Origin of the sequence: Micrococcus cohnii, from assembly GCF_014205175.1 — a bacterium.
Classification (GTDB): domain Bacteria; phylum Actinomycetota; class Actinomycetes; order Actinomycetales; family Micrococcaceae; genus Micrococcus; species Micrococcus cohnii.
This window is the reverse complement of sequence record NZ_JACHNA010000001.1, coordinates 2,119,736-2,138,335: the sequence shown is the minus strand read 5'-3', so window position 1 is coordinate 2,138,335 and position 18,600 is coordinate 2,119,736. Positions and strand designations below refer to the sequence as shown.

The 18,600-nt window shown below is 71.5% G+C and carries 14 protein-coding genes; 6 read left to right on the top strand and 8 right to left on the bottom strand.

The annotated features are described in order from the left end of the window. Positions 1-231: 231 nt before the first annotated feature. Positions 232-1,242, top strand: coding sequence for a formimidoylglutamase (hutG, locus tag HDA30_RS09745; protein ID WP_184242051.1), 1,011 nt, complete (start codon positions 232-234; stop codon positions 1,240-1,242). Between the two features lie 92 nt (positions 1,243-1,334). Here the strand turns inward: hutG and hutH are convergent, their stop codons facing one another. The 4 genes from hutH to HDA30_RS09725 form a co-directional block, all read right to left on the bottom strand. Then, positions 1,335-2,891 carry a histidine ammonia-lyase gene (gene hutH, locus HDA30_RS09740; protein WP_184242049.1) on the bottom strand — a complete coding sequence of 519 codons (1,557 nt, stop codon included), beginning with the start codon at positions 2,889-2,891 and terminating at the stop codon, positions 1,335-1,337. 57 nt (positions 2,892-2,948) lie between these two features. Next, positions 2,949-4,151 carry an imidazolonepropionase gene (gene hutI, locus HDA30_RS09735; RefSeq protein ID WP_184242048.1) on the bottom strand — a complete coding sequence of 401 codons (1,203 nt, stop codon included), beginning with the start codon at positions 4,149-4,151 and terminating at the stop codon, positions 2,949-2,951. A gap of 69 nt (positions 4,152-4,220) precedes the next feature. Next, positions 4,221-5,600 carry a YjiH family protein gene (locus HDA30_RS09730; protein WP_184242045.1) on the bottom strand — a complete coding sequence of 460 codons (1,380 nt, stop codon included), beginning with the start codon at positions 5,598-5,600 and terminating at the stop codon, positions 4,221-4,223. A gap of 107 nt (positions 5,601-5,707) precedes the next feature. Then, positions 5,708-7,405, bottom strand: a complete 1,698-nt coding sequence (locus tag HDA30_RS09725; RefSeq protein WP_184242044.1) for a urocanate hydratase — start codon at positions 7,403-7,405, stop codon at positions 5,708-5,710. Between the two features lie 197 nt (positions 7,406-7,602). Here HDA30_RS09725 and HDA30_RS09720 point away from each other — a divergent pair, with 197 nt between their 5' ends. Next, positions 7,603-8,253 (top strand): IclR family transcriptional regulator, encoded by a 651-nt coding sequence (locus HDA30_RS09720; protein WP_184242042.1) that lies wholly within the window; start codon positions 7,603-7,605, stop codon positions 8,251-8,253. Between the two features lie 274 nt (positions 8,254-8,527). Here HDA30_RS09720 and HDA30_RS09715 read toward each other — a convergent pair whose 3' ends face one another. From HDA30_RS09715 to HDA30_RS09705, 3 genes are all read right to left on the bottom strand, one after another. Further along, positions 8,528-9,067: a hypothetical protein gene (locus HDA30_RS09715; RefSeq protein WP_184242040.1), complete on the bottom strand. Its 540-nt coding sequence runs from the start codon at positions 9,065-9,067 to the stop codon at positions 8,528-8,530. Positions 9,068-9,190: 123 nt separating this feature from the next. Further along, positions 9,191-10,501: a Na+/H+ antiporter family protein gene (locus tag HDA30_RS09710; protein ID WP_158497025.1), complete on the bottom strand. Its 1,311-nt coding sequence runs from the start codon at positions 10,499-10,501 to the stop codon at positions 9,191-9,193. A gap of 119 nt (positions 10,502-10,620) precedes the next feature. Then, a complete protein-coding gene (locus tag HDA30_RS09705; RefSeq protein WP_184242038.1) occupies positions 10,621-12,054 on the bottom strand; it encodes an LLM class flavin-dependent oxidoreductase in 1,434 nt (477 codons plus the stop codon). A gap of 247 nt (positions 12,055-12,301) precedes the next feature. Here HDA30_RS09705 and HDA30_RS09700 point away from each other — a divergent pair, with 247 nt between their 5' ends. From HDA30_RS09700 to HDA30_RS09690, 3 genes are read left to right on the top strand one after another with little or no spacing between them, the layout of a single operon-like run. Further along, positions 12,302-13,129, top strand: coding sequence for an ABC transporter ATP-binding protein (locus HDA30_RS09700; RefSeq protein ID WP_184242036.1), 828 nt, complete (start codon positions 12,302-12,304; stop codon positions 13,127-13,129). A 32-nt stretch (positions 13,130-13,161) separates the two neighbouring features. After that, positions 13,162-14,181, top strand: a complete 1,020-nt coding sequence (locus HDA30_RS09695) for an aliphatic sulfonate ABC transporter substrate-binding protein (protein WP_158497022.1) — start codon at positions 13,162-13,164, stop codon at positions 14,179-14,181. Next, a complete protein-coding gene (locus HDA30_RS09690) occupies positions 14,178-15,020 on the top strand; it encodes an ABC transporter permease (protein WP_158497021.1) in 843 nt (280 codons plus the stop codon). The genes HDA30_RS09695 and HDA30_RS09690 overlap by 4 nt, the downstream gene beginning before the upstream one ends. A gap of 22 nt (positions 15,021-15,042) precedes the next feature. Here HDA30_RS09690 and HDA30_RS09685 read toward each other — a convergent pair whose 3' ends face one another. Continuing rightward, a complete protein-coding gene (locus tag HDA30_RS09685) occupies positions 15,043-16,284 on the bottom strand; it encodes an acyl-CoA dehydrogenase family protein (protein ID WP_158497020.1) in 1,242 nt (413 codons plus the stop codon). Positions 16,285-16,459: 175 nt separating this feature from the next. On the opposite strand from HDA30_RS09685, the gene acs reads away from it, so the two are divergent. Further along, positions 16,460-18,484 (top strand): acetate--CoA ligase, encoded by a 2,025-nt coding sequence (gene acs, locus HDA30_RS09680; protein WP_184242034.1) that lies wholly within the window; start codon positions 16,460-16,462, stop codon positions 18,482-18,484. The last annotated feature ends 116 nt before the right edge of the window (positions 18,485-18,600 follow it).

Below are 18,600 nucleotides of genomic sequence, written 5' to 3'. Positions count from 1 at the left end.
CGAAGGTGCGAGTGATGATGATGGACAACTGAAAAGCAGGCCCCGGGCCCGGTAACGCGACTCCCTCACGCGGCCGGAACCCCGGGGCCTTGCCATGCCCGGCAGCGGGCCGACTCCGGCGCGCGCCGTTCGAGCCGGCCCGATCGCACCGAGCACCCGCGGCGACGGTGACGGCGCTGGACCCTCGCCCCCTGCTTGCGCTCCGGCCCGTCCTGGCGTGAACTGGAGCGCATGAGCGACGCGCAGAACACCGAGAGCCCCGCATCCGAGAATCCCCTGTCCGCGTGGTCGGGCCGCACCGACGGCGACGCCCCCGAGCATCTGCGCTGGCACCAGGTGGTGCGCGTGGCCGAGGACGCCGCACACAACGACGCCGACCGGGCAGGAACCGCGCTGATCGGCTTCGCCTCCGACGAGGGCGTGCGCCGCAACCACGGCCGCGTGGGCGCCTCCGCCGGGCCGGCCGCCCTGCGCGGCGCGCTGTCGTCCCTGGCCCTGCTCGAGGGCACGGGAGCGCTCGTCGACGCCGGCGACGTGGCCGTCCGTCTCGGCGACGACGAGACACCGGGGGACCTCGAGGACGGTCAGGCCGAGCTGGGCCGGCACATCTCCGGGCTCCTGGACGAGCACCGCCTCGTCGTCGTGCTCGGCGGCGGTCACGAGACGGCCTACGCCTCCTATCTCGGGCTCGCCGGATCGGGCCGCGTCGGGCCGAACACCCGTGTGGGCATCCTGAACCTGGACGCGCACTTCGACCTGCGCGAGGCACCGCTACCCAGCTCCGGCACCCCGTTCCTGCAGATCGCCCGGGACGAGGCCGCCGCCGGGCGCACGTTCTCCTACGCGGTGGTGGGTGTGTCCGAGGCCAACAACACGCGCGTGCTCTTCGACACCGCCCGCGAGCTCGGGGTGCGGTGGATGACCGACGAGACCTGCCAGACCGCCGACGTGACGAACGTGCGCCGGTTCGTGCGCGACTTCGTGCAGGACGTCGATGTGCTGTACCTGACGATCGACCTGGACGTGCTGCCGGCCTCCGTCGCGCCCGGCGTGAGCGCGCCGGCCGGCTTCGGGGTGCCCTATGAGGTGATCCACGCGTGCGTGTCCGAGGCCACGGAGTCCGGGAAGCTGGCGCTCGCCGACGCGGTCGAGCTGAATCCGGGCCTCGACGTGGACGGTCGGACGGCGAAGGCCGCCGCGCGGCTGATCCACACGATCGTGAGCCGGCACCGCGCCGGCTGAGCGCTCTATCCCAGACGAGGGTGCAGTCCTGGTCGCTTCCGGAGTCTTGAAGCGACGAAGACTGCACCCTCGTCGGGTGGTCGGGTCAGGCGTCAGCCCCCGAGGACCTGCTCGACCGCGGCCAGCACCGAGCCGTCCCGCAGGGCCTGCTCCGCGTCGGCCAGCTGTGGGGCCATGAACTGGTCCGGGCCGGGGCCGGGCACGCCGGCCTCACGCAGGGCGGCCAGGGCCGCGCCGGTCGCCGGTCCCGGCCGCAGCGGGGCGCGCAGCTCGATCGCGCGCGCGGCGGCGACCAGCTCCACGGCCAGCACACGACGGAAGTTCTCCACGGCGGTGCGCAGCTTGCGGGCGGCGTGCCAGCCCATGGAGACGTGGTCCTCCTGCATGGCCGAGGACGGGATCGAGTCCACCGAGGCCGGCACGGCCAGGCGCTTCATGTCCGAGACGAGCCCGGCCTGCGTGTACTGGGCGATCATCATGCCCGAGTCCACGCCCGGGTCATCGACGAGGAACGCGGGCAGCCCGGCCGAACGGGCCGGGTCCAGCATCCGGTCGGTGCGGCGCTCGGCCATCGAGGCGGCATCGGCCACCGGAATCGCCAAGAAGTCCAGCGCGTAGGCCACGGGAGCGCCGTGGAAGTTGCCGTTGGAGCTGACCCGGCCGTCCTCGAGCACCACCGGGTTGTCGATCGTCGCGGCGACTTCGCGCTCGGCCACCTGACGCACGTAGGCGAGCGTGTCGCGCAGGCCGCCGGCGACCTGCGGAGCGCAGCGCAGCGAGTAGGCGTCCTGGATGCGCGAGTCGCCCTCACGGTGGCTCGCGACGATCGGTGAGTCGGCGAGGATGCGCAGCATGCGGTCGGCGGAACGGGCCTGGCCCGGATGCGGGCGCAGGGGCTCATGCAGCTCAGGCACGAACACGCGGTCGGTGCCCAGCAGCGCCTCGACGGACATTGCGGCGGTCAGGTCAAGGACGTCGGCCAGCGCGTCCAGATCGTGCAGGGCCAGCGCGAGCATGCCGAGCATGCCCTCGGTGCCGTTGATGAGGGCAAGACCCTCCTTCTCGCGCAGCTCGAGCGGGGTGATGCCGGCCTCGGCCATCAGCTCCGAGGCCTCCCGCTGGTCTCCTTCGGGACCGATGACGGGCCCCTCGCCCATGAGCGCCAGCGCGATGTGTGACAGCGGGGCGAGGTCACCCGAGCAGCCCAGCGAGCCGTACTCGTGCACGACCGGGATGATGTCCGCGTTGAGCAGGTCCACCATCGTCTGCACGACCTCGGGGCGCACGCCGGTGCGTCCGGAGGCCAGGGTGGTCGCCCGCAGGAACATCAGCGCGCGCACGACCTCCTTCTCGACCTGCGGGCCCATGCCGGCGGCATGCGATCGGATCAACGACTTCTGCAGCTGCGCGCGGGACTCCACGGGGATGTGCTTGTCGGCCAGCGCACCGAAACCGGTGGAGATGCCATAGGTGGGCACATCGCCGGCGGCCAGGTCCTCGACGTGGCGGCGCACCGCGGCGACGGCGTCGAGGGCCTCCTGGGTCAGGGTCACCGTCACGCCGTGGCGGGCGACGTCGACGACGTCCGTCAGGGTGGCGCCGGAGGGACCGAGGGTGACGGTCTGGCGGCGGGGCTTCGTGTGGGTCATGGCGATCCTCCTGGGGGCGGTGCCGAGTTCAGCAGGGGGCGGTCTGGGGTCTGATCGTCACCGCGCGCGGCGGCCGGCACGCCACACGGCGTGGGTCAGCGGCATCCCGGGCCGGTAGGCCAGGTGGATCGCGGCGGGGGCGTCGAGCATGTGCAGGTCCGCGCGCTTGCCGACCTCGATCGAGCCGACCTCGTCCTGGGCGCGTAGGGCGAGCGCCCCGCCATAGGTGCCGGCACGCACGGCCTCGGCGAGGCTCAGGTGCATCTGCAGCACGGCGGTTCCCACATTGAAGTTCATCGAGGTGGTGTAGCTGGTGCCGGGGTTGCAGTTCGACGCCAGGGCGATCTGGACCCCCGCGTCGAGCAGGCGACGGCCGGGGGCGAGCGGGGCACGGGTGGAGAGGTCGCAGGCCGGCAGGCAGGTGGCGACGGTGCCGGGCGCGGTGCCGCCGTCGCGGCTCCACCCCTCCCACGAGCCGGCCAGGGCGGCGACGTCCTCGTCGGTCAGGAAGTTGACGTGGTCGACGGACGCCGCGCCCAGCTCGACCGCCAGGCTCACGCCCGGGCCCTCGCCGATCTGATTGCCGTGCACGCGCAGGCCCAGGCCCGCCTCACGGCAGGCCTCGAGCACCCGCCGGGACTGCTCGCCGTCGAATGCGCCGCGCTCACAGAACACGTCGGCCCAGGCGGCGTGCTCAGCGACACCGTCGAGCATGGGGCCGACGACGTCCTCGACGTACCGGTCGGCGTCGACGCCGGCGGGCACCAGGTGCGCGCCGAGGAACGTGATCTCGTCGACGACGCCCTCGGCCTTGAGACCGGCGAGCAGGCGCGCGTGGCGGATTTCCTCGTCCACGGACAGCCCATAGCCGGTCTTGGTCTCCAGATAGGTGGTGCCGCCGGCCACGGCCCCGTCGACGCGTCCGCGCACGAGCGCGGTGAGCTGCTCGTCGGAGGCGGCGCGGGTGGCCTCGGTGGTGACGTTGATGCCGCCGGCCGCGTAGGACTGGCCTGCCATCCGGGCCTCGAACTCGGCGGAACGGTCCCCGTCGAAGACGAGGTGGGTGTGCGAGTCAACCCAGCCGGGCAGCACGGCACGGCCCTGGGCGTCCGTGCGCTCGTCGGCGTCGGGGGCCTCAGCGGCGGCGCCGATCCAGGCGATGCGCCCGTCCTCGATGACGAGGGCCGCGTCGGTCAGCACGCGCTCCTGGGCGTCGACGGTGGTCAGCTCGCCGATGTTCGTGATGAGTTCGGAAGTCACGGTGTCGCGGATCCTCTCGGGTTCGGGCGGGCCGGCCCGGCACGCTCGTGCCGGTCCGACGGGTCGGTGTCAGGTGAGTGCGGCCACCAGGTGCGCGAGCGGGGTGGCCAGCAGGATGGTCAGGACGACGCGCTCGGCCCAGACCACCACCAGGTGTCCCATCGTCACGGGGATGTCCGTGGCCAGGATGGCAGGAACGACGGCCGAGAAGAACACCAGGGCGGAGATGCACACCACGCCGATCACGAAGCGGGCGACAAAATCCTCGTGACCGGACACGAGCGTGGCGGGGATGAACATCTCCGCGATCGACGTGGCCGCGGCGGTGGCCAGCAGGGTCGGATCGGCGTAGCCGAGCGCCCAGAACAGCGGGACGAACAGCAGACCGACCCATTCGAAGACCGGCGTGTACGTGGCCAGCACCAGCGCGATCAGTCCGACCGACATGATCGAGGGCAGGATCTGCATGACCATCATCAGGCCGTCACGGAAGTTCAGCCACACGTTGCGGCCCAGGCTGGGTGCCTCGGCCAACGTCTGCTCCGCCGCGCGCCGGGCGACCGTGAACCGGTCGCGGTCGACCGGCTGCTCGGGGTGGTGGGTCTGCCCCGGGTAGACCTCGTCAGGGATCGTGCGCAACGGCGGGATGCGCACCGTGATCGCCGTGACGGCGAAGGTCACCGCGAGGGTCCCGATGAAGTACCACAGCCACACGTCCATCAGGCCCAGGGTTCGGGCGACGATCACCATGAACGTCGCCGAGACGGTGGAGAACCCCGCGGCGATGATCGCGGCCTCCTTCGCGGTGTAGCGGCCCGAGCGGTACATGCGGTTGGTCAGCAGCAGGCCGAGGGCGTAGCTGCCGACGAACGAGGCGACCGCATCGACGGCCGCACGACCGGGGACCTTCCAGATCGGCCGCATGGCCGGGCGCAGATAGACCCCGACGAACTCCATGAGGCCGTAGCCGATCACCAGTGCCAGGAAGATGCCGCCCACCGGGACGATCAGCCCGACGGGGACCACGAGCTTGTCCAGCAGGAACGGGCCGATCCGCTCGTCGAGCACCCACCATGGCCCGGCGCCGATGACGACCATCGTCGCCGCGACCAGCCCCAGCACGCCCAGCAGCGCGAACACCGTCTTCACCGTGGACTCACGCCAGCGGCCGGTGACGAAGGGAGCCACGGCCCCGGCGGCGATGATCGCCAGACCCACCCAGCGGTCCGCCGGGCCGAGCAGCTCGCGCAGCCACGTCACCAAGTGGTCCAGAGGGATGGTGCTCACGCCGTCGATCGTCAGCGGCACGAAGAACATGACGATGCCGATCGCCGAGTACACGATCATGCGCCACCGGCCCTTCGGGCGCGGCTCGTCGACGTTCACGGTGGCCATCACGGTCGTGGCCGTGTGGCGGTCCCAGTCGTCTCCGTAGAGTTCACGGCTCATTGCTCAGGTCCTTTCGGCGTGCCCTGCGGGCTCCCGTCCGGGTGCGTGGGATCGAGGGCCGGCACCGCGTGATGCGGCGCCGGCCCTCGTCAGAGCACGGGGTGGGCTCAGTCGCGGATCGTGGGGTCCATCGGCACGCGCACATCGCGCTGCTCGGCGACCTCGGCGGCGCGGGAGTAGCCGGCGTCGACGTGCCGGAACACGCCCATGGCCGGGTCGTTGGTCAGCAGCGCCTCGAGCTTGGCCGCGGCGAGCTCGGTGCCGTCGGCCAGACCGACCTGGCCGGCGTGGATCGAGCGTCCGATGCCGACACCGCCGCCGTGGTGGATCGAGACCCAGGTGGCACCCGAGGAGGTGGCGGTCAGAGCGTTCAGCAGCGGCCAGTCGGCAATCGCGTCCGAGCCGTCGAGCATGGACTCGGTCTCGCGGTACGGCGAGGCCACCGAGCCGGAGTCCAGGTGGTCCCGGCCGATCGCGATCGGCGCCTTGACCTTGCCCTCGGCCACCAGCTTGTTGAAGAGCAGACCGGCCTTGTGGCGCTCCCCGTAGCCGAGCCAGCAGATGCGGGCCGGCAGGCCTTCGAACTCGACGAACTCCTGCGCGCCGTCGAGCCACCGGTGCAGGTGATCGTTCTCCGGGAACAGCTCCTTGAGCGCCTCGTCGGTGACGCGGATGTCCTCCGGATCGCCGGAGAGCGCCACCCAGCGGAACGGGCCGAGGCCCTCGCAGAACAGCGGGCGAATGTAGGCGGGCACGAAGCCGGGGAACTCGAACGCGCGGTCGTAGCCGGCCTGGCGGGCCTCGTCACGGATGGAGTTGCCGTAGTCGAACACCTCGGCACCGATGTCCTGGAAGCCGACCATGGCCTCGACGTGGCGGGCCATCGACTCCTGCGACTTCTTGGTGAACCCGTCGGCGTCGGCCTCGGCCTCGGCGTGCCACTGCTCGACGGTGTACTCGACCGGCAGGTAGGACAGCGGGTCGTGCGCCGAGGTCTGGTCGGTGACGATGTCGATGTCGACCTCGCCGGCCTTCTGACGCTTGAGCAGCTCGGGGAACACCTCGGCGGCGTTGCCCACCAGGCCCACGGAGACGGCCTCGCCGTCACGCTTGGCCTGCATGACGCGCTCGATGGCCTTGTCGAGGTCGGTCTCGACCTCGTGCAGGTAGCGCTTGGACTGACGGCGCTTGAGGCGCTCCTCGGAGACGTCGACGATCAGGCAGACGCCGCCGTTGAGGGTGACGGCCAGCGGCTGGGCCCCGCCCATGCCGCCGCAGCCGCCGGTCAGGGTCAGCGTGTTCTTCAGGGTGCCGTCGTACTTCTTGCGGCCGATCGCGGCGAACGTCTCGTAGGTGCCCTGCAGGATGCCCTGGGTGGCGATGTAGATCCACGAGCCGGCGGTCATCTGGCCGTACATCATCAGGCCCTCGGCCTCGAGGGCGCGGAACTCCTTCCAGTTGGCCCAGTCACCCACGAGGTTCGAGTTGGCGATGAGCACGCGCGGAGCCCACTTGTTGGTCTTCACGACGCCCACCGGCTTGCCGGACTGCACCAGGAGGGTCTCATCCTCCTCCAGGTCCTTCAGGGTCTCGACGATCGCGTCGTAGGCCTCCCACGAGCGGGCCGCGCGGCCGGTGCCGCCGTAGACCACGAGATCCTCGGGCCGCTCGGCGACCTCCGGGTCGAGGTTGTTCATGAGCATGCGCAGCGGCGCCTCGGTCTGCCAGGACTTCGCGGAAATCTCGGTGCCGCGGTCGGCGCGGATGGTGCGGGAGGGATCGTGCTGGGTGAAGCCGGTGGTCATGGCGGTCCTCTCGTGCGTCGCGGGGCTCGAACTCGGCCCGGCGAGGGCGTCTGCCACGTTTTCATTTCATGGCATCTTTCTTCCGGCCATTGAAACAGTGATCCGATTCACTCGCAAGCCTGCGCGCCGACCACACAGGCCGTCGCCGCGCCGGGGCAACGAGCTCAGACCACACCGACGCAGTACCCTCGGGGCTCATGGCGACCACCTCGACCCGCACCGTCGACCGTGCGATGGACCTGCTGGCCACCGTGACGGAACAGTCCCCGATCAGCCTGACGGAGGCGGCCCGCGCGACCGATCTGCCCGCTTCGACCGCGCTGCGCCTGCTGCGCAGCCTCGAGAGCGCGGGACTGCTCACGCGGGACGAGGAGGGGCGCTACCGACCGGGCGCACGGCTGATCCAGCTGGGCGCCCGGGCGTTCTCGCGGGAGTCGCTCGTGACGCTCTCACGGGACGCCATGGAACGCGTCGTCGCCCGGACCGGCGAGTCCGTGTACCTCTCGGTGCCCGGCACCTCTGACAACGCCGTCTACCTGGCGATCGTCGAGGGCACGCACTCGGTGCGCCACACCAACTGGGTCGGCCGAACGGTGCCGCTCGAGGGCACGGCGGCGGGGATGGCCCTGCGCGGCGAGGTGGCGCCGCAGGAGTTCGCGCGTCGGCCGAAGACCGTCGAGCCCGACGTGACCGCGCTCTCCGCCCCGGTGCGCGTCAACGGCACCGTGGTGGGCGCGCTGAGCACGCTCGTGCCGACCTACCGGTGCACGAAGGAGCTCGAGGCCCGCTGCGGCGAAGCGCTCGTCGAGGCGACCGCGGAGCTCGGTCATGCCCTCAGCGGCGAGTGAGTGCCCGGCGTCTCCGCCCACGACGAGCCGCGGCGCCCGACGACGCGGGCCCGCCTCGGCCGCATTCGGCCCGCTTCAGCTCCCAGGAACCTTTCAGCTCACTCCCCTTGTTCCTCCATGCGGGGTTCGTATGCTGAAGGCACCTCATCGAAGGTGCGAGTGATGACAGCGAAGGGCCCCGGAACGGCGATCAGCCGGACCGGGGCCCTTTGTCATGCACGATGCGCCGTCCCGGCCGACCCGACAGGTCCGCCGGCGCACGGCGTCGCGCTGCTCAGCGACGAGCGGCGCTCACGCCGGCCCACACTCCGCCGATCAGCCCGGCCAGCGGCAGACCGACGAGCAACAGCGGCAGCGAGGCCAGCACGGTGTTCGAGAAGACGAAGATGAGGGCCACCACGGCGATGATCCCGCCGACCAGGCCGCCGACGATGTAGCGGACGGCCGAGCGGCCGGGGCCGCCGAGCAGGTTCATCACGAACGAGCCGAACATGCCGGCCAGGGCGCCGCCGATCAGGGCGAACAGCATGCCCAGCATGACCGGGACGAAGCCGCGGCCGCCCTCGCCCATCACGACGGAGCCGTCCGCGGGGATCATCGCGGCCGTGGCGACCTCCCCGGCGAACAGGAGCACTGCGGCGACGACGATGATGCGGTTGGTCAGTCCCCAGGAAGTGACCGGGCCGCTCACGGGCACCTCGGGCTGGGCGACGGGACGGGCCGGGCGCCCGGCGTCGCCGCGGTCTGCACGGCTGGCCTCGGCGCGGGTGGCGTCCTCGCGGGTGGCCACGGACGTACCGGTGCTGGTGTTCATGAGGTGTGTCTCCCATCCGCCCTGCTCGGGGCACGCTGCGTGGGCGCGCACGCGCCCGAAAGGTCTGTGTGTGATTTTAGTGCCCCCTGCGCGTTCCGGGGGAATCACGTTCGGGCCGATGCGTCAGAGCAGCAGGCCGGCCGTCACACCGCCGATGAACAGCGGGATGTTGTAGTGCAGGAAGGTCGGGACGCAGGTGTCCCAGATGTGATGGTGCTGCCCGTCGGCGTTGAGCCCCGATGTCGGGCCGAGCGTCGAGTCCGAGGCCGGCGAACCGGCGTCCCCGAGGGCGCCGGCGGTGCCGATCATCGCGGCGGTCGCCAGCGGGCTGAACCCGAGGGAGGCGGCCAACGGGACGAAGATCGCGGCGATCACGGGCACCGTGCCGAACGAGGTGCCGATCCCCAGGGTCACCACGAGCCCCACGGCCATCATGACGACGGCGGCGGCGAACTGGCTGCCACCCACCCAGTTGCCCATGTGCGCCACGAGCGCGTCGACGGAGTGCGTTTCGGTGAGGACCTTCGCGTAACCGGCGGCCAGGAGCATCACGAAGGCGATCGTGCCCATCATGGACACACCCTCGGGGACGATCCTCTCGCCGTCGCGCCAAGCCTCGACCCGCAGCAGGAACATCAGCAGCACGCCGCCGAGGGCCGCGATGATCATCGACTCCGTCAGGATCTGCAGCACGAGGGACACGGCGAGGGCCGCCACGACCACGGTGTGCCGCCAGTTCCAGGGCGCGTCCGCACCGGCCGAGCGCTCCGTGAAGACGGTGGAGACCTCGGCGTAGTCACGGGGACGCCGGTAGGTGACGAACACCGCGATCAGCAGGCCGACGAACATGCAGGCGACGGGGATCGCCATGGCCGCCGGCATGAGACGAGAGTCCAGTTCCATCCCGTTGTCCTTCATCGCCTGCGCGACGATCCCCTGGAAGACCAGGCCGAAGCCCAACGGCACCAGCAGGTACGGGGCCTTGAGACCGAAGGTGAGGGCGGCGGCGACGGCGCGGCGATCCAGCCGGAGCCGGTTGAACGCGGTCAGCAGCGGCGGCACGAGCAGCGGGATGAACGCGATGTGCACGGGCACCACGTTCTGAGACAGGCAGGCCAGGCCGCCGAGCAGGAAGACGGTCGCTCCGCGCCGGCCGGAGATCCAGGGCAGCAGCACGTCGACGAACTTCTCGGTCACGCCCGAACGGGACACCATGACGGCGAGGATGCCCAGCAGGATGTAGGCCAGCGCGGTCTCCCCCTGGTCACCGAGACCGCTGAGCAGCAGGTCCACGGTCTCGAGCGGGGTGAGGCCGGCCAGCAGGCCGGCGGTGAGCGCGGCGACGAGCAGCGCGAGGATCACGTGCACGTTGGCCAGCGCGAGCAGGCACAGCACGAGCACGGAGATCAGCACGGGGTTCGCCAGGGCATCCATGGCGGGGAGCCTAGTCGACAGTGAGGGTCGTCACCGGCGCGATGCGAGGTGTGACGGACCGGGAGGGCCGGGCGGGCCGTATCAGCGGTTCGGATCCCCGACCCCAGCGCACCAGGGCCTCAGCGCCGGAACGACGCTCCGTGGTGCTCGGCGGGCAGGTGATCGCCCCGACCGAAGAGCTTGTGGCGCAGCGTGCCGTCGACGTGGGCCGTCTTGTACCGGCCCATCCGCTGCAGCTCGGGCACCACGTGCTCCACGACGTCCTCGAAGGTGCCGGGCGTGACGTGGTAGGCCAGATTGAAGCCGTCCACGTCCGTCTCGTCCGCCCACTCGGCCAGCTGCCGGGCCGCAGACTCGCCCCCGCCGACGATCACGGGGCCGAACCCGCCGATGCCGACCCACTCGGCCAGGCGCCGCACCGTCCACTCCTCGTCCGACCCGGACGCCTTCTTGAAGGTCTCCACCGTGGACTGGATCGCGTTGGACTCCAGGTCCCCGATCGGCTCGTCCAACTCGAACCGCGAGAGGTCCACACCCATCCACCCGGACATCAGCACGAGCGCGCCTTCGGGGTCCACGTAGCGGGCGAGGTCCTCGTACTTCGCGCGGGCGGCGGCGTCGTCCGGGCCGGTGACGACGGTCTGCATCGCGAACACCTTGACGTCGTGCCGGTCGCGACCGGCGTCGACCGCCGCCTGACGGATCGTGGCGGTGGTCTGCTTGGCCAGCTCCTTGGTGGGCGAGTTGATGAACACGGCCTCCGCGTGCTTCCCGGCGAAGGCGCGGCCACGGGTGGAGGCGCCAGCCTGGTAGATCACGGGGGTGCGCTGCGGGGACGGCTCGGTGACGGCGTGGCCGGGCACCGTGAACCAGCGGCCCTCGTGGCCGATGTCATGCACCTTGGCCGGGTCCGCGAACACCCTGGAGTCCTTGTCGTCCACGACGGCGTCGTCCTCCCAGGACCCCTCGAGCAGCTTGTAGACCACGTCCAGGTACTCATCGGCGTGGTCGTAGCGCTCGTCGTGCTCCATCTGGTCGTCGTGGCCCATGTTCTGGGCTGCCGAAGGCAGGTAGCCGGTCACCACGTTCCATCCGACCCGCCCCCGGGTGAGGTGGTCCAGCGTGGCCAGCCGTCGGGCGAACGGATAGGGGTGCTCGTAGGCGGTGCCCGCGGTGACACCGAAGCCCAGGTGCTCCGTAACGGCGGCCATCGCGGAGACCAGCAGGAGCGGGTCGTTCACCGGGGTCTGCGCGCCCGCGCGCAGGGCGGCCTCCGAGCCCCCGCCGTACACCGAGTACGGACCGAGCACGTCGGCGATGAACAGGCCGTCGAACAGGCCCTTCTCCAGCACCTGCGCCAGGTGCGTCCAGTAGCCGAGGGTGTTGTAGTCCCGGGCACGGTCCTCGGGGTGGCGCCACAGGCCCGGCGACTGGTGGGCCACGCAGTTCATGTCGAACGCGTTGAGGAGGATCTCGCGGCCGGAACGGGACGGTCGGGCGGCGGACGGCGAGGTCGAGGACGTGCGGTTCGGGTAGGCGGTCTGCTCAGCCATGGGTGGCCTCCGTGGGGTCGGGTCCGGACGGGTCCCCTCAGTGGAGCCTGTGCCCCCGAGCCAGCAGAAACCGAGTACGCGGCAGCCGTCACATTCCACGGGGCCGGGGGCCGGCGGGCCTCCCGTTCCGCACCGGCAGGCCCAGGATGACGGCCCATTGCGTGGCCCCGGGCAGCGGCTGGGAGGCGAGGCGACGCGCTGATTCACTCGGACCACCGCCGACCCCCAGGAGGGAGCACACCACCCCATGTCCGTTCACACCACACGTCCCTCCGACGCCCCAGACAGCCTGGGAGTGCAGTTCCGCGGCGTGGGCCGCGCCTTCGACTCCGCCGACGGCCCCCGCACCGTCCTGCGCGATGTGCAGTTGACGGTCACCCCCGGGGAAGTGCTCGCGATCGTGGGCGCCTCCGGCTGCGGCAAGTCCACTCTGCTGCGGGCGGTCGCCGGACTGGACATGGGATTCGGCGGCGAGCTGCTGATCGGCGGAGAGCCGGTCCGCCCGTACGACGAGCGCACGGCCGTCGGATTCCAGGAGCCGCGCCTGCTGCCGTGGCGCACGATCCGCCGCAATGTCGAGATGGGCCTGCCTCACGGACTCGGCACGGGCGAGGGCCGCCAGCGGGTCTCCGACCTCCTGGAGCTCGTGGGCCTGGCACCGTTCGCTGGGCACCGGCCCCGGCAGGTGTCAGGCGGCATGGCCCAGCGCGCCTCTCTCGCCCGCGCGCTCGCCCGGCGGCCCGGCGTGCTTCTCCTCGACGAGCCGTTCGGCGCCCTGGACGCGCTCACCCGGCTCAAGATGCAGGACCTGCTGCTGGACGTGCACGCGGCCACGGGCACGACGGTCCTCCTGGTGACGCATGACGTGGATGAGGCGCTCCAGCTCGCGGGCCGCGTCCTGCTGCTCGCTCGTCCCCCGACGCACGCCGACGGGTCCGCCCCTACCCCCGGTGCCACCGTCGGCCGCATCATCGACGTCCCGGGTGCGCGTCCCCGGGACCGGTCAGACGTCAGGCTGGGCGAGCTGCGCCGAGAGCTGCTCGCCGGCCTCGGCGTCGAGACCCACGCCGCCTGAAGTCCCCGGACGTGACGAACAGGAGATCACCCGTGCGCACCCCTTCCCCGCAGCCGACCCGCCGCCGGTTCACCGCCGCGCTGCTCGCCGCGGCCCTCCCGCTCACGCTCAGCGGCTGCCTGCTGCAGGGCGAGGGGTCCGGCGGAGGCGGCAACGACGCCGACACGTTGAGCATCGACTACGCCACCTACAATCCGCTGTCTCTCGTGCTTCGCCGTCAGGGCTGGCTCGAGCAGGAGCTGAAGGACGACGGCGTCGACGTGCGCTGGGTGTTCTCCGCCGGATCGAACAAGGCCAATGAGCTGCTCCGTGCCGGCGCCGTCGACGTCGGCTCCACCGCGGGCGTGGCCGCTCTGCTGAACCGCGCGAACGGCGCCCCCACCAAGGTGGTCGCCATCGCCAACCGCCCCGAATGGGCGGCACTGATGGCCAAGCCGGACTCCGGGATCACCGAGGTGTCCCAGCTCCGCGGTCGCTCCCTCGCCGCCACCCGGGGCACCGACCCCTACTTCTTCGCGGTGCAGGCCATCGAACAGGCGGGGTTGAGTCCCTCCGATGTCGAGATCCAGAATCTGCAGCACGCCGACGGACGCAATGCCCTGGAGAACGGGTCCGTCGCCGCATGGGCCGGCCTCGACCCGATCATGGCCGGGGCCCAGCACGACGGCGCGGCCTTCCTCCACCGGGACCTCGAGCTGAACACCTTCTCCGTCGTCCAGGCTGACGAGGACTTCCTCGAGCAGGAGCCGGAGACGGCACAGACCGTGCTGGACGCCTATGAAAGGGCACGGGCCTGGGTGCTCGACCACCCCGAGGAGACGGCTCAGATCCTCGCCGAGGACGCCGGGATCGACATCGAGGTTGCCCGCACGGTGATCCGCGAACGCACCAACGCCGACGTCAGTCCCGTCCCCGGCGACGACCTGCGAGACGTGCTGGCCCGCACCGGCCCGATCCTCGTGGACACCGGTGACGTCGACTACCAGCACCAGGTCGACGCCGCCCTGGACACCCTGTTCGACCCACGCTTCGCCGAGGAGGCCACCCGATGAGCACCGCCACGCCGACCACGTCCGACGCGAGCGCCGAACCCCGCCGCGCCCCGGCTGCGCACGGCGGTCCTGCGCGCAGCCTGCTGGGCCGGCCCGGAGCTCGCACCGCGATCGGCCTCCTGGTTCCCGTCGCACTGCTGCTGCTGTGGGGGGCGGTGACGGCCGCGGGCCTGCTCACCCCCGTGCAGCTGCCCTCCCCCGGGGCGGTGCTCAGCGCGGGGCGCAACCTCCTCGAACGCGGTGATCTGTGGCATCACATCGGCATCTCGACCCAGCGGGTCGTCCTGGGCTTCGCCGTCGGCGCCATACTCGGACTGGGCGTGGGGTCCGTTCTCGGCCTCTCCCGCTGGGCCGATGCGCTCCTGACCCCGCTGATCGGCGCACTGCGTGCCGTCCCCTCGCTGGCCTGGGTGCCGTTGCTGACCCTGTGGATGCAGATCGGTGAGGACTCCAAGGTCACGCTCATCGCGATCGGCGCTTTCTTCCCGGTCTTCACCACCGTCTACGCAGCCCTGCGTCATGTGGACCCGCAGCTCGTCGAGGCGGGCCGCGCCTTCGGCTACCACGGGCTCGACCTGCTGCGGACGGTGCAGCTGCCCGCTGTCGTCCCCGCCGTCTTCTCCGGCCTGCGCCTGGCTCTGGCGCAGGCCTGGCTCTTCCTCGTGGCCGCCGAGCTGATCGCCTCCTCGATGGGCCTGGGCTTCCTGCTCACAGACTCCCAGAACAACGGCCGCACGGACCGCCTGATCCTGGCGATCATCCTGTTGGCCGTGCTGGGTAAGCTCGCCGACTGGGCACTGGGCCTGCTGGAGCGCGGGGCGCTGCACCGCTGGGCGTGAGAGCAGCACCACCCGCCGAGCCTCAGCCGGCCTCCGGCACGTCGCCCGCCGACGTGTAGGCGATCGGAGCGGTTCCGTTGAGCAGATGGTCACCGGCGATCCGCACCTTGAAGCTCGCCGGGTCGTGCGTGGCGATGGTGCGGGCGTTGCGCCAGTGTCGGTCCAGTTGCAGGGCGGTGGACGTCGCCGACGCCCCGAGCGTGTCGAAGATGTGGGTGCAGACGGCCAGCACGAAGTCCGGCACGACGGCTTGCGCCCGGTAGGCGGCGACCATCGCCTCGTCCCATGCCGTCGGCGCCTCGGCCCCGTCCTCCTCCTGCGCCGCGGCCGCGTCCATGGCCCGGCCGACCACACGCACCATCTCCTCCGCCGCCGACACCTGACCGGCCATCCGCCCGACGATCTCGAGCAGCTGCGGGTCGTCCTGCGGCCGGTCCGCGGTGCCGGTGTTGAACGTGCGACGGCGCCGACGCAGCAACTCGATGCCCTCCGCGAGCGCCGCCCGGGCCACACCCACCTGCAGGGCCAGCAGCGAGGCCTCCTCGAACACGGGCACCGGCCCGTGCGGGCGCGGCTGCTCGAACAGCTCTTCGACGGCGGCTCCGTCGAGCAGCACGCTGCCCGTCGCGGTCATGCGCTGGCCGAAGCCGTCCCAGTCGTCCTTAATCCGCACACGCGGCTGCCGCACGCGCACCACAGCGACCGCCTTCTCCGGCTCCCGGACGACGCCGCCGGCACGCTTCGAATTCCGGCGTGACACCAGGTCAGCACCCTCGATGCCCACCGTCACGATCGTCCACTGCGCGAACGCCGTGCCGGTCGCGTAGTACTTCTCACCGTCGACGACCCACGTGCCGGCCTCATCCCGGGTGGCTGTGGTCGCCGCCCGGCCCGGCGCCGCCCCGGAACGTTCGGCGAGCGCGGAGCCGCCCCAGTCCCCGGCGGCCAGACGTGTCAGCCAACGGGATCGAGTCGTGGCGGGCTGGTCGTCCACGGCCGCGACGAACACCAGGTGTGAGCGCCACAGATGAGCGGTGTTCACGTCATGCGCGGCGAGGTCCATGAGCAAGCGCAGCACGGTCTCATGCCCGGCACCGTCGCCGCCCACGGAGGCCGGCACGCTCACCAGCCCCAATCCGGCCTCGGCCAGCTCCTTCTGGACCGCGAACGGCAGGTGCCGTCCCGCCTCACGCGCTCGTTCGCCCCGGCCCGCGGCCGCGAAGGCATCGGCGAAGCGGTGGGCGAGGGCGGCGTAGTCAGTCATTCCCCTACTCTGGCACACCCTTTCCACGCTCTGGCACGAGGCAGCGAGGTCGGCCGTCGGCACCCACACCCCCGGCCGTGCCTGCACGACCAACTGTGACAGGCCAGGCGCGTCGATCGCGGCCCCCTCCTTAGCCTCGCAGCGGAACCGCCCCCGTCGGAAAGGCACTCCCGCGATGACCGCCTCTGCCCCCTCCGCCGTCCTGCCCGACCCGTCCGACCCGCCCGGCCCGCTGCCGCAGCGGATCGTCGACGCCGCCGATCCCGACCGTGGCCCGGTCTCCGAAGCCGACCGGCTCGCGTTCTGGGAGGCCGTGGGGCGCCGCCTCACGTGGGAGCGCAAATTCACCCGGGTGCACGACCTGCAGCCCCTCGACCCCGCCGCCGAACACGGTCCACGGATGCGCTGGTACGCCGACGGTCGGCTCAATGCCGCCGTGAACTGCGTGGACCGGCACGTGACCGCCGGCCGCGGCGAGAAGGTGGCTCTCTACTTCGAGGGCGAGCCCGGGGACCGCCGGGCCGTGACCTACGCCCAGCTGCAGGCCGAGGTGTGCCGGGCCGCCAACGCGCTCGAGCAGCTCGGCATCGGCCCGGGCGACCGCGTCGTCGTGTACCTGCCGGTGCTCGTGGAGACCATCGTGATCACCCTGGCCTGCGCGCGGATCGGCGCGATGCACTCGCTCGTGTTCGGCGGGTTCTCCGCGGACGCGCTGCGGTTCCGTGTGGAGGACACGGGCGCGAAGCTGCTGGTCACGACCGACGGCCAGCACCGCCGGGGCACGGCGGTGCCGGTCAAGGCGAACGCGGACGAGGCCGTCGCGGGTAAGAACGCGATCGAGCACGTGCTAGTCGTCGAGCGCACGGGGAACCGGGACATCCCGTGGGTCGACGGCCGAGACGTGTGGTGGCACGACCTCGTGGACCGCCAGCCGGACACCCACGACGCGCAGGCGTTCGACGCCGAGCACCCGCTGTTCATCATGTACACCTCAGGGACGACCGGGCGCCCGAAGGGGCTCGTGCACACCACGGGCGGGTACCTGGCCGCCGCCTCGTGGACGCATGACTACCTGTTCTCGCATCCCGACGTGGCCCAGCGGGAGAAGGACGTGCACTGGTGCACCGCGGACCTGGCATGGGTCACCGCGCACACCTACGAGATCTACGGGCCGCTCTCCAACGGCGTCACCCAAGTGATCTACGAGGGCGTGCCCAACGCCCCGCACCCCGGGCGGCACTTCGAGGTGATCGAACGGTACGGGGTGACCAGCTACTACACGGCGCCGACGCTGATCCGTTCCCTGATGGGCTGGCACCCCGACGGGATCCCCGCCCGTGAACACGGCGGCCCGGACCTGTCTTCGATCCGTCTGATCGGGACCGTGGGCGAAGCGGTGAACCCGCAGGCGTGGACGTGGGCGCGCACCCAGATCGGCCGGGACACCCCGGACCTGCCGATGGTGGACACGTGGTGGCAGTCGGAGACCGGCGCGACCGTGCTGTCCCCGCGGCCAACGGATAAGGCCTTCAAGCCCGGCTGCGCTTCTCGTCCGCTGCCCGGCGTGGACGTCGCCGTCGTGGACGAGGAGGGCGACGCGGTCGGCACGGGCGTGCAGGGGCGGATCGTGGTCACCCGCACGTCGCCGGCGGCAGCGCGGACGGTGTGGGGCGACCCGACCCGGTTCTTCCACTCGTACTGGAAGGACTACGCCGCCCAGGGATGGTTCCTCGCCGGGGACGGAGCCAAGCGGGACGAGGACGGGGACGTGTGGATCCTCGGGCGGATCGACGACGTCATCAACGTCTCCGGGCACCGGCTAAGCACCATCGAGATCGAGTCCGCCCTCGTGGCGCACCCGGAGGTGATCGAGGCGGGGGTATGCCCGGTGCCGGACCCGCGGACGGGACATGCCGCGATCGCGTTCGTGGTGGCGAACGAACGGTGGCTGGCCGACGACGACGCGGCCGCCGCCGAGCGCGCGGAGCAGCTGCGGCGGCATGTGGGGCGGGTGATCGGGCCGGTCGCCAAGCCCGCCGAAGTGGTCTTCGTCCCCGACGTGCCCAAGACCCGTTCGGGCAAGATCATGCGGCGCCTGCTGACCCAGCTGTTCACGGACGAGCCCCTCGGCGACACGACGAGCCTGCAGAACGAGCCGTGCGTCGGGCAGATCGCCGAGGTGATGGCTGCGCGCCGCTGAGCGCACCGGCACCGTCCGAGGCCTCATCCGCCCCCTCACTCATCCGCTCCGGGTTGACTTACGACGCCTGACGCCCGGCCCGGGCGTTCTAACTCAACCCGGAAGTATGCGCGGGA

Coding starts and splice junctions, on each gene's coding strand:
- acs (WP_184242034.1), top strand. CDS start 16,460: ATGACCGCCTCTGCCCCCTCCGCCGTCCTGCCCGACCCGTCCGACCCG.
- HDA30_RS09685 (WP_158497020.1), bottom strand. CDS start 16,284: ATGACTGACTACGCCGCCCTCGCCCACCGCTTCGCCGATGCCTTCGCG.
- hutH (WP_184242049.1), bottom strand. CDS start 2,891: ATGACCCACACGAAGCCCCGCCGCCAGACCGTCACCCTCGGTCCCTCC.
- HDA30_RS09710 (WP_158497025.1), bottom strand. CDS start 10,501: ATGGATGCCCTGGCGAACCCCGTGCTGATCTCCGTGCTCGTGCTGTGC.
- HDA30_RS09725 (WP_184242044.1), bottom strand. CDS start 7,405: ATGACCACCGGCTTCACCCAGCACGATCCCTCCCGCACCATCCGCGCC.
- hutG (WP_184242051.1), top strand. CDS start 232: ATGAGCGACGCGCAGAACACCGAGAGCCCCGCATCCGAGAATCCCCTG.
- HDA30_RS09730 (WP_184242045.1), bottom strand. CDS start 5,600: ATGAGCCGTGAACTCTACGGAGACGACTGGGACCGCCACACGGCCACG.
- HDA30_RS09700 (WP_184242036.1), top strand. CDS start 12,302: ATGTCCGTTCACACCACACGTCCCTCCGACGCCCCAGACAGCCTGGGA.
- HDA30_RS09690 (WP_158497021.1), top strand. CDS start 14,178: ATGAGCACCGCCACGCCGACCACGTCCGACGCGAGCGCCGAACCCCGC.
- HDA30_RS09715 (WP_184242040.1), bottom strand. CDS start 9,067: ATGAACACCAGCACCGGTACGTCCGTGGCCACCCGCGAGGACGCCACC.
- HDA30_RS09720 (WP_184242042.1), top strand. CDS start 7,603: ATGGCGACCACCTCGACCCGCACCGTCGACCGTGCGATGGACCTGCTG.
- HDA30_RS09705 (WP_184242038.1), bottom strand. CDS start 12,054: ATGGCTGAGCAGACCGCCTACCCGAACCGCACGTCCTCGACCTCGCCG.